The sequence below is a fragment of the Limnofasciculus baicalensis BBK-W-15 genome, assembly GCF_024178385.1.
Classification (GTDB): Bacteria; Cyanobacteriota; Cyanobacteriia; order Cyanobacteriales; family Coleofasciculaceae; genus Limnofasciculus; species Limnofasciculus baicalensis.
Genome location: NZ_JAMZMM010000122.1, coordinates 1,342 through 16,002 on the forward strand (window position 1 = coordinate 1,342; position 14,661 = coordinate 16,002).

Sequence of the window (14,661 nt, forward strand, 5' to 3'; positions counted from 1 at the left end):
ATAACCAACCAAAACAATAGCTATGACAGGAGCGAAACCCACCAGTGGTTAAAACCACTGGCTAATAGCTAAAGTCCATTAAAATGGACTGAAATCTCTATTCTGGAAATAAATGAAATCTCTATTCTGGAGTCAGTTTCAACTGACTTAAGCTATGAGACAGGGATTTTAATCCCTGGCGGTTGTAGCGACAGATATAAAGTCTAAACTAACCCACATCACCAATTACCCCATCTACCCATTCCCCCAAACAGTCTGCCATTATAAGAATAACCAACCAAAACAATAGCTATGACAGGAGCGAAACCCACCAGTGGTTAAAACATAATTTGTGCTTGTGTCATATCCATAACCTCTTTCACTTTTAACGTAAGTTTTGAAACCGAATAGGAGAGTACGGGGGTAGATAAAAACGTACTCATACCTATCGGCTACAGAAAAAATATTATCCTCTAATTTTGGCTAATTTCTCTACCAGACTCTCTGCTAAATCCAATAAATCAATCTCATCATTATTCTCACTTCCAGAATCCCGATAACTCCCACGACATACAAGACTATCCACTAAGACATTCTTCACGGCAAAAATTCGGTTATATTCTTCCGGGAGACTCAAACACTTTGCTAAATCAGCAGCAAGTCTGGAAATCATTCCCCATCCTAACTTCTTCCTGATTCTCACCGCTACCAAGTCGTCACTTTCCAGAAATGCAGTCACTAATTCGATAACTCTTTCATTTTCCAGATTCTGACTCGATACCGCTATTTCTAAATCATCATCATCTTCTTCTTCTCCCCATCTTTCTAGCCAATCTCCATCTACATCTTCAACATAAATATCTACACACTCTAGCCCATAATTCATCCAATCTTGCTGCAATTGTCGTGATTCTTCTAAATGTTGGATAAATTTTGCTAATTTTTCTTGACGGCCAAGTTGTATTTCTTGAATCATTCTAATTAAAGTGGGTTTATGAAGGTTTTTTTCAACAAGCTCAACCTGAACTATAAACTGAACTTTAAATAAACCCCTGTCCTGAGCTGATCGCTGTTATACAATAGTACATTCACAATTTGATTTACAAAATTTGTATCAGTAGGATTGAAGCTTAAGAATAGTCCTCTCTCTATACCCCAATTCTTCATTGTATTTTCCCAATGCTGTGATTTTTCTTGAGAGAATTCATCGGAGACTGTCGTTAGCTGAATACACAATGGTTTCGCTAGCCTACTGCTAGCTATTATATCTGTTCCCATGGAAAAATCCGCAACATAGCAGTACCAAAAAGTCCCTTGACGACGGATGATTTCCGTTGCTATAGCTTTAATAATACCCGCATCTTCATGGTAAAACTCACCTGCCATCAATTTTTTTTTCCAGATGTAAAATTTGGTGTCGCTTTCATTGAGCCATTTGGGAAATAAATAGCCATACCAATATTTTTCAGTTGGTGTCATGCGATCGTAATATAATTTTCGCTCCTCTTCTGAATCTAGAGTTTTGAGAGCTAGCAAAATTTGCGAATCTCTAATGATTTGTTGCAGAAATAACAAGACGAATCGTTTGGCAGTCAGCGAACCAGTCTTTATGTCTTTAACCCAGCGATTTATCTCCTCTAACCTTCTGGCTAAACTGGGATCTATCGAATCTGCTTCCTCGATCAGCGATCGCAGTCTATCCTTAATCTCTTTTGCTTGCAAAAGATCTGCCACCCCCGCAACTGATTGTTTGGATCATAAATTCTGCCCTCCTTATGTTATTACATTATATTTTATAGTTGGTAAAAAAAAAACTATTAAGAAGTATAACAATACTTCTCTATTTGATAGATTATACTATCGGTGAGTATAAAGTATCGTAAAGTAATTAAAGTTTTACAAAATTCCAAACTTAAAACTTCACAATCCTGTAGCCTGTAGGGTAGGCAATCTCTACAATCAGTATTGTAGCTCCTTGTTACAGATTTATGGATATAGCCCCCCTACCTTTAATTCTTTCTATTTTACACTTGATGGTAGTTTCCTCTCCCAAATATCTATAATAAAAATCTGACAGGTTTCTTCAACTCCTCTGTAACTCAAGATGACCACCACTCCCCGCCGCTACCACATCACCACCTTCGGCTGCCAAATGAACAAGGCCGACTCCGAACGCATGGCTGGTATTCTGGAAGACATGGGGTTCCAGTGGTCAGAAGACCCCAACGATGCTAGCCTCATCTTATATAATACTTGCACGATTCGGGATAATGCCGAGCAAAAAGTCTATTCCTATCTGGGCAGACAAGCAAAACGTAAGCACGAACAACCCGATCTTACCTTAATAGTAGCAGGTTGCGTAGCGCAGCAGGAAGGAGAATCTCTCTTGCGGCGAGTACCAGAATTAGACTTAGTGATGGGACCTCAACATGCGAATCGTTTAAAAGATTTACTGGAAACAGTATTTGATGGCAACCAGGTTGTTGCTACTGAAGCGATTAATATTGTCGAGGATATCACTAAACCCCGCCGCGATAGTACGGTTACTGCTTGGGTAAATATTATTTACGGATGTAATGAACGTTGTACCTATTGTGTAGTGCCAAACGTGCGGGGAATTGAACAATCTCGCACTCCGGAAGCAATTCGTGCTGAAATGGAGGAATTGGGCAAACAAGGGTATAAAGAAATAACTTTACTAGGACAAAATATCGATGCTTACGGACGAGACTTACCAGGTGTAACTGAAACTGGTCGTCACTTACATACTTTAACAGATTTACTCCATTTTGTTCGCGATGTACCCGGAATTGAACGGATTCGCTTTGCCACCAGTCATCCTCGTTATTTTACCGAAAGATTAATTCGCGCTTGTCACGATTTGCCCAAGGTTTGCGAACATTTCCACATTCCTTTTCAATCGGGAGATAATGATATTCTTAAGGCAATGGCGCGGGGTTATACTCACCAAAAATATCGCGCCATTATCGATAAGATTCGCGAGTATATGCCCGATGCCGCCATTAGTGCCGATGCAATTGTTGGATTTCCTGGGGAGACTGAGGCACAGTTTGAGAATACTTTGAAATTAGTAGAAGATATTGAATTCGATCTGGTAAATACGGCTGCTTATTCCCCTCGCCCTGGCACGCCAGCAGCGCTATGGGAAAGTCAGCTTAGTGAAGAGGTAAAAAGCGACAGACTCCAGCGCTTGAATCATTTGGTGGGGGTAAAGGCAGGGGCGCGATCGCAACGTTATTTTGGTAGGATTGAGGAAGTGTTAGTAGAAGACCAAAATCTGAAAGATCCCAATCAGGTGATGGGGCGTACACAAGGGAATCGTCTTACTTTCTTTAATGGGGATATTGGAGAATTAAAGGGGCAATTAGTGAAGGTTAAGATTACTGAAATTCGTCCTTTTAGTCTTACGGGGGTGGTGATCTGAGTTCGGAGTATGCGCTTCGCGCAGGCTACGCCAACGGAGTTCGGAGTTCAAGGGTCTTCCGTACTTAATGTGCTAAATTAATATAAAATATTAGCATAAGTTATTGCAGGACAATGAATCCACCTCTTGTTTGAGTGAATTTGAGGTATTGTGTACTTCAATTCAGACAGAGATTGTCTTGTAAATACTTAAACTAATAGTTTGGCACACTGAGTACAGAAGACCCAGCTTTAATAGTCTAAAGAGATAAAGGTCTAATAGGTTTAGATGCTGAGGTGATACGCAGCACATTGTTAAGTTTTTTTAATTAGTTGGGGTGCGAGAGCGAAGCGCTGACTTGTCAGTTCGCTAAATTCCCCTTAATATTGAGATACTTCACGGTCTGAGAGGTGTCTATGAGTTCCAGGAAGCGCATCCAGAGAAAAAACCCTTGGGAGCCTACTCCGGCTCCAGATATCCTCAAAAGCCGTCCCTTCAGTAATGGTTTGGGATCGAGAGAATCTAAATTACCCACAACCAACGATATATTACAGACACGTCCGTTTTCGCCTCGTGACAAGGATGTATCGACACCAAAGGATACTCGTTCCTTTGAAGAAAAGATGATTGGGGCAGAATTTCGTTACAACGGGGTTAGTATTCCAACAGTCCAGCGAGAGGAAGTTGAAGAGGAAAATAGCCAAGAGCAAGCGGAAGGTGAAACTAGTGCGGCTAATATTTCTGTATTTGCACCTTCTGCACCACCATTAGAGAATTCGATATTGAGTCCGTTTTCTTTGCTCCAGACTGATGGGTTAGGTGAACAGGAAACAGTCCAGCGAGAGGAAGTTTCTGTTGGGGAGGAAGAAAAAGAGGGATTTGAAGTAGGGATTGAAAAGCAGCAGCGACAAGCATCACCTGATGATGGGACAATTCAGCGGTTGTGTGCTGAGTGTGAGGGGGAATTAGCAGAGAAAGAGGAAAAGGAACCAATTCAGGCGAAACTGACGGTGGGAGAAGTGGGGGATAAGTATGAGCAAGAGGCTGATGCTGTAGCGCGGGATGTGGTGGAGAAGATTAATGCGCCTCAACAAGAGCAGTCAGTGCAGCGTCAGTCAGAGTTAGGGGAAACTTCAGTACCGAATATAACTGTGATGCGCCGGGGTGAGAGTGTTACTGGTGGTGGAAGTGATGTAATTCAGGATGTGGAACAGGGGATACAGCAGGCAAAAGGTGGTGGACAAGGGCTTGATGAATCTATTCGGGAACCGATGGAGGGGGCATTTGGGGCTGATTTCAGTGGGGTAAAAGTTCATACCGATGCCCAATCTGACCAGCTTAATCGTTCAATTCAGGCGAAAGCGTTTACTACGGGGCAGGATATCTTTTTTAAGCAGGGGGAATATGACCCTGGGAGTAAGGGGGGACAGGAGTTGTTGGCACATGAGTTGACTCATGTGGTGCAGCAGACAGGTGCGGTGCAGAGAAATCTTGAGGTAGGGAAAAAAGATACTTCCCAGGAAAAAGAAGTAGATTCTATCTCGCAAGTAATTACTGAAAATGAACAATCAGGATACACTTCAGCTTCTGAAGCTGAAGTGTATCCTGAATCAGAGGTAAAACCACTACGAACAAAAGAACAAAAACAGCCAACTCAAACTGAACCTGTACCTCAAGAAGAAGTTCAGAAAACTCCTGAATCTAATCAAGTAGTTAATTTACTTTCGGCTGTTAGTAACCCGCAATATGTACAAGCTCAGACTATTGCTATGCAGCCATCTTGCCGTGAAACTGGTCGATATCCTGGCAATCAAGAACACCTGTTAATAGAACAGGATTACAAGCATAATATTAACTCAAATTCAGCAGTTGAGTTTTCTATTCCAAGTTCTGGGCCTAATGGAGGAATTGGTTATGCTGATATTGTAGATTTAACAAACTATGCTATCTACGAAATAAAAACCTATCCAGGATCTGCCCAAGGTGTAGTAGAAGCGGAAAGATATCGCAGCTTCGCCCAAAAGAACTGTGACCAAAATGTAATATGGCAAATCGGTACACAGTATCCAAAGCGAGTGATTCCGTTCGATGCACAAAATGAATTAGTAGCTCAACAATACCCACAATTTCCTGGTGTGATTACTTACTACAAACGAAAAAGGAAACAAGAAGAGAAGGAGAAAGTATACCAAGAAATAGTAAAATTTATTAAACGAGTAGTCGAAACAGGTGAAGATGTTGATGCAGCAGTACAACGTTTCTTAACTGAACATCCAGAGGTCAAAAATTATTTGATTGGCGCTGCTGTAGGTATCGCAATAGCAACTCTTGCTGAAGATATTCTCACGGCTGGTGCAGGAATATTAGATGATCCTGCCTCTTTTGCTGTAGTCTGGGCGCTTATTAGAGCAGCGCGGGCTGTCCCATAAAACATCAACTATACTGAGGAGAATAAACTTATGATCGTAAAAAAACACAAGTGGCTATCACTTTTCTGTAGCACACTAAACTGTAGTAATAATTTTTGTGAGGTGCTAGCTCGGCAACTTGCGGAACAGATTTACATCCAAACAGGTCTTGATATGCGCAGCGGATTCTTTCTTGTACCGGGACCAAATAGTTTAGTTCGTTACGATCAAAAGAATATTGCCTATTTAGATGTCGATTTGATTGGACCTGATAACTTTGGATATTCAAGTTTAATTAGTTGGAGATGTGAAGCTCATCCCGATTTGCAAATAACTCCAGATAACCCATTGCTACCCGATCGAGAGTATCGACTTGAAGCCTGGTGGCAAGTGCTACCAATTGAGGAGTTAAAAAAATATAGCGAACCACCTGCTCCACCAATTTCTGAAAGCTTCTACTTCCCCGTTGAATGGGAATGGTTTGCTTGGCCTGATATCTATTTAGAATTACAGATAATACAGGAACTTTCACAAGCGCAAATTAAATTAATTGAAGTTGCCTTAGAGCAAGCAAGAGTAGACTGGAATCGTGAGTCAGAAAAGCACGGTACTATCCATAATTGGGGAGGTTTATATCAAGTTGAGGCTCAAAAATATGAAATGAACATAGATTTTGGTAGCACCGATTATGCGGCTCTATCTCACTGGCTGGAAGCATTGGAAAATTTAAACCATCTGCTACCCCTTACTCGTGTAATTGTCCGGAGTGTCTCTTTACGTTCGTAGTGCCATCCCTTCATAACTTGAATGAACAAAAGGCAGCAGCAGCGGATAAAATTGGGGAACAGATTGATAATCCAATCCAAATGATTCAGCAGAAAATGCCCTAGATGAAACTGTTTTAGTACAGAAGTTCATTATAGTGAATCTTATGGAGTTTTCAAGGGATATCCGAAGATTGAATCTGCGTTATAAAGTAGACAACTTCTTTCTTCTCTGCCTAGTTTTAGGTATTTCGCTTGTAGTCATCACCCAAGTCCAAGTTCATTCGCGTGTCAACCCGACGAAGGTAAATTTGCAAAATGGTAGCTGGCGAGTAGTCAGCTCCCAACAAAAAGAGCAAGTTACTTTCGATTTCGTTACACCTGACAACGAGCGGGTTGTGTTTTCATGGAGTGGTTCGACCTTCAGGTTGGTGAATTGGATTCAGCCCTCCGTCAATGCGTCGCTGTGCTTACTCTAATTGCCCAACACTAGCTATCTCTTTACTTAAGGAAGCCAACGAGGATGAAAACCCGGTAACAATTCTTCAGGTTGCAATTGATTTGGGGGATTTGAAGTTGTACTATCAACTAAAGGTAAAAGCCATAAACGAGCATTTGCTATTGCTTGTCCATTTTTCCTCAATGCGTCCGTTTCTGAGGCAGGTTTAGTGACAATTTGGTCGAATAATAACGCCAATCCATCTGGAGATAAACTCATGGAAATATCCTGTTGTTCAGGCAATATTGCTAAAGGCTGTACGGGCTTCTCCTTACTATTTTTGTCATCTTTTAGGTTGATAGCAGCAATAAAGGGTTGTTCTCTATATGTTTCCCCTTTAATTACTTGGGTGAGCAAACAGTAAAGCTTTTCCTTATTGGGGGTAAACTGGCAATTGAGAATTGAACCTGTGGTGCGGATTAGTTCTTTGTTCGTACCTTTATTATTATCCCACAAAAAGAGCGATCGCGTCGGATTCTTGGGATCTCGATTAAATTTCATCATCGCCCCTAATGAATTATCCCTGGCAAAACCAATCACTTGCTCAAACTGAGGCATAAAATCAATTTGCTTTCCTGTTGGTAACGATAAAATCCCTAATCCTTGCCCCTGAAGTAGTGCCAAAGATTGACTATCAGCCGTAATTAAAAAGTTACCTCCTGGCGGGGCGGTAAATGGTTTTGGTTTAGTGTTATGCGGAAGAATCCACAAGCCAAACTCAGCCGGATTTTTGCGGTTGACTCGCTGCACTACAATAGTTTTGCCATCAGGAGATAAATCAAATTGCAAATTTTGATATTCTTTACTATCCAAAACTAATTCGAGTTTGCCTGGTGCTTGGCTGGCGGATGAGCCAAAGGATAGTCCTGTAGTTATGGTGTATAATTGTTGAGTAAGTAATCCCTTGATTTCATTTTGGCGATCGTTGGCAGATAATAAAATTTTCTCTCCATCAGAGTATGGTTCAAAGTCCATCACTACTAAGTCTGGAGGTGTTAGGATAGTTTTCTGCTGCTGAGTTAAATTGTAGAGAATTAACCGTCCCACTTCTTCAGCTTCAACCCCTATGTAGGCAAAAGCGCGATCGCGGCTACGGAAAGACGCAGTAAACGGTTGGATTTCGGTTCCCTTACTTTTCCCTGCTAGTAATTGATCTGTTGCCCCTTGCAGTTCCAATTTATATGCTGTACCATAAGGTAGGGGAGAGAGTAAAGTATAAGCCATTTTCCGCCCAGCCCAACTTATTTTACCATCAATTTTTAAATTGTCTACCTTACCTTGCTTAGTATCTGGAACAAGGGCATCAAGTTTAATATTTTGTTCCACACTAGCGTGGTTCATGGGGCGACTAAAGGTGAGGATAAATGCAGTATCATCTGCACTTATCTGTCGATCCTGCCAACTGAAATCCCGAATGCGAGGGGCAGTGCGATCGCCTGTTAATAATAATAAACCTATTAGTACGCCCAGGACAAGGATTACGCCTAATGCCAGACGATCAATTGGTTGAAGTAATTTGTTATTCCTTAGAGTTTGTCCTGACATTATTTAACTAAGTATGAATAGGACTTACGCAGTTAGGCTATCTGTAGGGTGCGTTATGTAACGCATCCTACTATATATGGAGTTTAATGACAGATTTTGCGTAAGTCCTGATGAAGGGAATAAAACACGCCCTAGCCCCTGTTGTCAAGTTAAATCACCTTGACGAATCCATGACGCACCCCGTATATCATCCGAGTCAGGACATCTTCATCATCAGAGGTGAAACTGCGATCCACAGGGGCTGTAATCAAGTCATTCCAGTCTGTAAAGCTGATCTGTCCATTTCTCATGGTTTCGGCAAACAAGCCAGCAAGTTGACTGGAACTGCTGCTGATTTCCCATCGGCAAAACTTGTGTGCAGCTATCATAAGCACCAATTGTAAATAAAATTGGAAGTTTGTAATTGTTATTTTAATTAAAATTTCATGTTTTTTCAGTAAAGCTTTGTAAAGATTTGGTAAAGTACCTACAGCAATTTGGGGTGTGGGTACGCCCCTTACTGAGATCCCTACACCCCAGACCCCACTAATTGCAACCTATTATGTGACACTTTACGCTAATAATAGGTACTAAAGTTTTGCGATTAGATATAAATAATTATGCAATTTCATTGAACTATATTCCAGAGTACTTATTTCACCAACAACCAACAACAAACAACCAACAACTAACAACCAACAACTAATTTAATTCTGAGGGCTGTGACTTGTCTAAATCTTGGGTAGCGCTAATCATTTGCTCTGCCAAAACCGCTACTTGCTCCATCATTATCTTCTCCATTGCCCCCAACTCTATCACCCCCATCCACCGTACCATTGAGGAAAGAAATAATTCTTTCAGATAAGCGAAGGAAAAACCATCAGTTATTTGAGCAATATGATGAATCCCTGCCTCAGATAAACCCATATCTTCGTTTAGATTATGATTCCATAACTCAATATAAGCCACTCGCTCAGTTATAGATGGTAATTCAAAGTGATATTTTCGATCAAAGCGACTAGGGCGATCTATAATTGCGGGATCTAAACGTTCAGGATGATTAGTGGTAGCTAAAGTGACAATACCCACATTATCAGCAAAACCATCTAATTCATTCAAGAAAAACGAACGATTTTCCTTATCAACCAGAGAATCGAGATCCTCTAATACTAGAATACAGGGTGCAGACTGTCTTGCCTTTTTGAAAGCTTTCCGGATATTGTCATTATCGGTTTCATACCGAGACTTAAAACTTTTGACATAGAGACAAGGCTGCTGCATTTTATTAATAAGAGCTTTGACAGTATGGGTTTTGCCATTACCAGGGGAACCGATAAATAAAATACCTCGCTTCCAAGGTACACCGTAGGTTTGATATGTAGGGCGAGAGGCAAAAAAGTTTTCTACATCATCTTGAATCTCTTGTTTCAGAGTACCGGGCAAGATGAGATTATCAAAGGTTGCACTCTTGATAGCTTGAAAGAGACTAGGATTTTTTTTCCATCCGCCTTCTTCAAAAACTAGAACTTCCTCGCGAATTGTGCCATTCCATTCACAAACAGCAGCAAAGAAAGATTCAGCAATATTTTGAGTATCAGCAATTACCCAGTAATATTCAATAGTATTCCAGCCATCCTGCCAACTCATTAAGATAACTTTGATACTCTGTCCATTCCATGACACCTTTAACCAAGCATTTTTGGCACTTTGATTGATTTTATTATCCATGCCATCCCAGCTTGTTGAAAACTGGTTATGAATTGAGATATTTTGTTCAATAGTGCATTTTCTTCCTTGGGCGTAGGCTTCTACATCAAAGGAACAATCATTCCCCTCCACCACAGCTTTATCTGGATAAATTCCGGCTAATTCCTGACTGACATAGTAGGCAATCGCAGTAGAGGGAAGGTTGAGTGCTTTTGTAATCAGCTTTTTGATTTTCATTTTAATTTAGGGATTATGGTTTTCTGTTGCAATTTACATTGTAATCCTATCACGCTACTATAAATAGAGGCTTTGCCTTATATTTATAATTCGTAGAACAGGCATCTTGCCTGTTAGCATAGCCTCTGCGTTATTAACAGATAATTCTTGTTCTATCTTCCTGAAAATATTTATCTAATTGTTCCAGTAATGGATTAATCATTTTTTTCTGAATAATATGAGGTGGGTTCCAGTTTACCCATTGATAACTGCCATGTTCGCTCAGTGTTACAGTCACTTCTTCCATCAACCAACCCAAGAAAATTACCACAGTTTTCTCTATTTTTTCATTGCCAAATTTATTATAGTGAGTTGTATAACTATTAGTGAATCGAAAGGCAAAATCTAAATGTATAGCAGTCGCAGGAATTCCAGTTTCCTCATAAAGTTCCCGCAATGCACAGCCTAACTCATCTTCCCCAACTTCAATATGACCTTTTGGTAAATCGTAGCGTTGAGAATGCTGCTGCATCAAGAGGAAACTTAATTGAGGCTGAGTACGCATCACCAGGATACCGCATGATTTGACGTGTCGCATGGGAGGGTAGGAGAAAGACTGTATTATAACATAATACAAAATTATGGGGAAACTAAAATGCGATGCTGAAGGCAGGCGAAGCCGTCACCTTTTCATCCTTCATCCTTCAGTTGACTCCTCTATCTGTGTAATTAAATTCATTGCCAGATTAATCAATTCTTGTTTATTAACCAATTGTTCCAATTCTCTCACTTCATAGCGCCCTTCTGCTACTTCTAGAGAAGCTTTATTAATAGCCTGTCGGTATGCGGATTCTAGCACTAGATTCAACTCTTCTGGTGGGAGATAAAACCCTCCTGATTCGGAACGCTTATTTTCTTCCTGAATTTCTAGAACAGAATTACGAATTGAGATATCCCATGAGCGAGTTGTGCGATTTTCTGCTTTCTGTTTAATTAGATGTAATAAGAGAATTACTCCATAACTGCGAATCGTCTTAATTATATCTTTTCGTCCCATTTCTACCAATTCTTCAACTATTGTTAATGAACCTTTAATATCGCCCTTTATCAGTAAATCTTTCAGGGTAAGTAATTCTTCCATAACTAGTTACTCAATCTTAGGTTATTTCTATTTTAGAGGCTAGATGCTAGATGCTAGAGTTTAGATATTGGATGTTTAGAACAATTAGCAATTCCCTACTCCCTACTCCCTACTCCCTACTCCCCATTTCCTAGAATAGTTGGGCGAGTTTCATGAATCATCTGTGATAGAATACCGAAAAGTAATTCAATATTTTCAATAAAATGTTCTTTCGGTTCTATATAAACCGTAGTACCTGTCAACTTCAGAAATTTCCAAATACTTCCTGTTGTTACCACACCATAAATAAAGGGAATATGATTATTTTCTTGCTGGTTAAAAATTTGAGCCGCTACCATTTCAGCAATGCACTGAGGAATACCTAATTTTATATTATCATTTTCAGCTTCCACCAAGGTAGCAATTGGTGCAGTTACAGATAACTGCTCAGGTGAATGACTGATAATAAAATCACAAGTACCGTTAAGCCCTTGAGATTTATCAACATTGAATTCTGTACCAGAAAATAAACTGATTTGACGGTTAAACAGTTTCCGCAATTCAATTAAAACTGGAGCAACAATCATCTCAGATCTAGCTTTTTCTGTATCAATCCTCAATGCCAAAGGCATGTTTTCAGCTAAAATATCGATCAAAATAGCATTCGGCTTAACTGGATCTACATTTAAAAACAGCTCCACTTCTTCTATAATTTTTAGGTGAAACTTATTTTTAATATCCTTGATCGTAAATTCACTGTAAGACATTGTTTCATTCTCTAACAATTAGAAAATAGGTTAGACATTAGATATTAGATGTTTAGAAAAATTAGCAATTCCCCACCTCCCGATACGGCATCCGCTGATCCACTCCCCATCTCACTCTAACGCCTGTGAAGTAGTTGGCAAATGATTAGCATTTGAAGTTGGGGTAGCATTTGGTTTATTTAAAGACTGATAAACAGCGCGAGAAATTTGCCGGACTAACTCGGAGGCACTACCATCATTATGGGGACGTTTAACCATAATTGCAATAACGTAACGTTTCCCACTGGGCATATCTACCAAGCCAGCATCGCCAATCATTGAGCCAATATCGCCAGTTTTATGCGCAATAGTCGCACCAGGCTCTAATCCTTGAGGAATTAGGGAATTATTAACCGTTTGCTGCATTATATTTAATAAGCGATCGCGCGATCGCAAAGACAGCAATTCCCCTTCATTCACCCGGAATATTAAGGTTGTTAAATCTTTGGGATTGCTGGTATTTGTCCCTTCCAAATCTGGCAGAGGATTATTAATTACAGTTGTTGTCAATCCCCAATCATGGAATCGTTGATTAAGCGCTTGTGCCCCACCTAGTTTCTTGATAATCATATTGGTGGCAGTGTTATCGCTAATCGTACTCATCTTGGTGGCGATTTCCAAGGCAGTGTACTTGGTTCCTGGTTTCTGGTATTGTAGATTTCCAGAACCAGATGCGATCGCGTCTGGCTCCAGGAGCATCGGTTCATCTAAGCGAATTTTACCCGCATCTACATCTTGAAAGAAGGCTACTAAAATTGGTATTTTAATCGTGCTAGCTGCGGGAAAACTGACATTACTCTGAAAGTCCAAATAAGCACCCGTATCCAAATCTACAACGAAAACTCCCGGTTGTAATTTAGAGTTTTGCGCGATTAGAGTTTGGATTTTCGCTTTTAGTCCAGCAATTTCCTGTTTCTGTGGTAATAATTTAGAAGTGCTGGATTTACTAGGGCTTTCTTTAGCGGGACGATCGATATTACCATTAGCTTGGACACTCAACTTACTGCCAGGATCGATAATAGACAATAATGTTCCTGCGATCGCACCAATACCAATACCCAAAATCAATAACCTAACCAGATAAAGTAATGGTGTAAACTGGCGTTTTTTCCTACTTCGCACTTGGCGAGGTTTTGGTGTGGGGGGGGGTTGAATTTTTAGGGATCTGCCATCGCGTTTGGTAGCATTTTTATTGATTGGGATTGGCGTAGGTAATGTTACTGCTTTAATTGGCTGACGCTGAGGTTTTCTTGCCTCTTTTTTCGCTTTAGTGGGAGGTTTTACAGATTTAGACTCGGTTACCGAGCGTTTGTTTAAAGTTTTACCTATCTCAGCACTTTTTTTGAGTAAAAGTTCCGGTATCTCCCTCAGTTTTGATATCGCCGGGGTGAGGTTAATTTTTGATATCTCAGAAATAATCTTCTCACCTAAGCGTAATTCCCCTAACAGAGGGCGCTTGCTGGATGCTGCTGAAGGTTTAGTCTGTGGACTTTTTGGCGGTTTAGCAGGTGCGGGTGAACGCCGTATTCCCGTTTTAGACTTTGATTCCTGGGTAGAAGGTGGCGTTGAAGGTACAGATTTGCGGCTTTTGGGTGGAGTCTGAGAAGTTGCTTCCTGACTATTGCCTTTACCAGGATTGCGCTTCCCCCGCCGCAAGTTTAGTTGCGGTGGTGGAGATGCTACAGGAATTTCCGCCGCTTTGGGAGACTGTTTGCGACGATAACGACGTTCCCCCGTCGGGGATTCCCGCCGTTTTTCCGGATCTGAATTTTCAGGGTTACGCCTGTTATTTGTAGACGCTCTCACCAGTCACCTCCAACACAACTAATCTTAAAATGGAGAGTTTTGAGTTTTGAGTTTTGAGTTTTGAGTTTTGAGTTTTAAGTTTTGAATTAAAACTCCTCCCACTCCTCCCTACTCCCCATCATTAACAGTCTTTTGCAAAGATTGTAACGCCCATTCTGTCTGACGGAGAATACCTCTGAGCATTTTTACTTCCTCTGGGCTTGGAGATGCTCGGTGCAGCAACCGTCGAAACTTTTCCATCCGGGCGATCGCAGTATGAGGATAAAGATAACCAATCTTCAATAATACAGTTTCTAGGTGCTGGAAGTAAGCTTCTAACACATCTAAAGATGCCGTCTCTGTGGGGGGGGGAGTGGGGAATGGGTTTTTTGGAGTGGGGAATGGGGAATGATTTCCAATGGCAGCTTC

12 protein-coding genes and 1 pseudogene are annotated in these 14,661 nt (G+C 40.7%); 3 read left to right on the forward strand and 10 right to left on the reverse strand.

All coding sequences use genetic code 11. The features are described 5' to 3' along the window. Positions 1-445: 445 nt before the first annotated feature. The gene (locus tag NJ959_RS13645; protein WP_254012303.1) at positions 446-955 is read right to left on the reverse strand and encodes a hypothetical protein; all 510 of its coding nucleotides are present in this window, start codon (positions 953-955) and stop codon (positions 446-448) included. 50 nt (positions 956-1,005) lie between these two features. Beyond that, positions 1,006-1,701 (reverse strand): hypothetical protein, encoded by a 696-nt coding sequence (locus tag NJ959_RS13650; RefSeq protein WP_256529188.1) that lies wholly within the window; start codon positions 1,699-1,701, stop codon positions 1,006-1,008. 382 nt (positions 1,702-2,083) lie between these two features. Between NJ959_RS13650 and miaB the strand changes: the two genes are divergently transcribed. From miaB to NJ959_RS13665, 3 genes are all read left to right on the forward strand, one after another. Further along, positions 2,084-3,424 carry a tRNA (N6-isopentenyl adenosine(37)-C2)-methylthiotransferase MiaB gene (gene miaB, locus NJ959_RS13655; RefSeq protein ID WP_254012305.1) on the forward strand — a complete coding sequence of 447 codons (1,341 nt, stop codon included), beginning with the start codon at positions 2,084-2,086 and terminating at the stop codon, positions 3,422-3,424. Positions 3,425-3,819: 395 nt separating this feature from the next. After that, on the forward strand, positions 3,820-5,832 hold the full coding sequence (locus NJ959_RS13660) for an eCIS core domain-containing protein (RefSeq protein WP_254012306.1): 2,013 nt from the start codon (positions 3,820-3,822) through the stop codon (positions 5,830-5,832). 30 nt (positions 5,833-5,862) lie between these two features. Then, complete coding sequence (locus tag NJ959_RS13665) at positions 5,863-6,597, forward strand: hypothetical protein (protein WP_254012307.1); 735 nt, start codon at positions 5,863-5,865, stop codon at positions 6,595-6,597. A 483-nt stretch (positions 6,598-7,080) separates the two neighbouring features. Here NJ959_RS13665 and NJ959_RS13670 read toward each other — a convergent pair whose 3' ends face one another. From NJ959_RS13670 to NJ959_RS13705, 8 genes and pseudogenes are all read right to left on the reverse strand, one after another. Then, positions 7,081-8,619, reverse strand: coding sequence for an Ig-like domain-containing domain (locus tag NJ959_RS13670; RefSeq protein WP_254012308.1), 1,539 nt, complete (start codon positions 8,617-8,619; stop codon positions 7,081-7,083). 149 nt (positions 8,620-8,768) lie between these two features. Next, positions 8,769-8,987, reverse strand: coding sequence for a hypothetical protein (locus tag NJ959_RS13675; protein ID WP_254012309.1), 219 nt, complete (start codon positions 8,985-8,987; stop codon positions 8,769-8,771). A 313-nt stretch (positions 8,988-9,300) separates the two neighbouring features. After that, complete coding sequence (locus tag NJ959_RS13680; RefSeq protein WP_254012310.1) at positions 9,301-10,542, reverse strand: AAA family ATPase; 1,242 nt, start codon at positions 10,540-10,542, stop codon at positions 9,301-9,303. Between the two features lie 133 nt (positions 10,543-10,675). Continuing rightward, positions 10,676-11,119, reverse strand: a complete 444-nt coding sequence (locus tag NJ959_RS13685) for a bis(5'-nucleosyl)-tetraphosphatase (protein ID WP_256529187.1) — start codon at positions 11,117-11,119, stop codon at positions 10,676-10,678. 99 nt (positions 11,120-11,218) lie between these two features. Continuing rightward, complete coding sequence (locus NJ959_RS13690; protein WP_254012311.1) at positions 11,219-11,662, reverse strand: DUF29 family protein; 444 nt, start codon at positions 11,660-11,662, stop codon at positions 11,219-11,221. Between the two features lie 116 nt (positions 11,663-11,778). Further along, the gene (locus NJ959_RS13695; RefSeq protein ID WP_254012312.1) at positions 11,779-12,408 is read right to left on the reverse strand and encodes a hypothetical protein; all 630 of its coding nucleotides are present in this window, start codon (positions 12,406-12,408) and stop codon (positions 11,779-11,781) included. Between the two features lie 111 nt (positions 12,409-12,519). Beyond that, positions 12,520-14,253 carry a serine hydrolase gene (locus NJ959_RS13700; RefSeq protein WP_254012313.1) on the reverse strand — a complete coding sequence of 578 codons (1,734 nt, stop codon included), beginning with the start codon at positions 14,251-14,253 and terminating at the stop codon, positions 12,520-12,522. A gap of 108 nt (positions 14,254-14,361) precedes the next feature. After that, positions 14,362-14,661 (reverse strand): annotated as a pseudogene (locus NJ959_RS13705) (hypothetical protein); the annotation flags it as partial.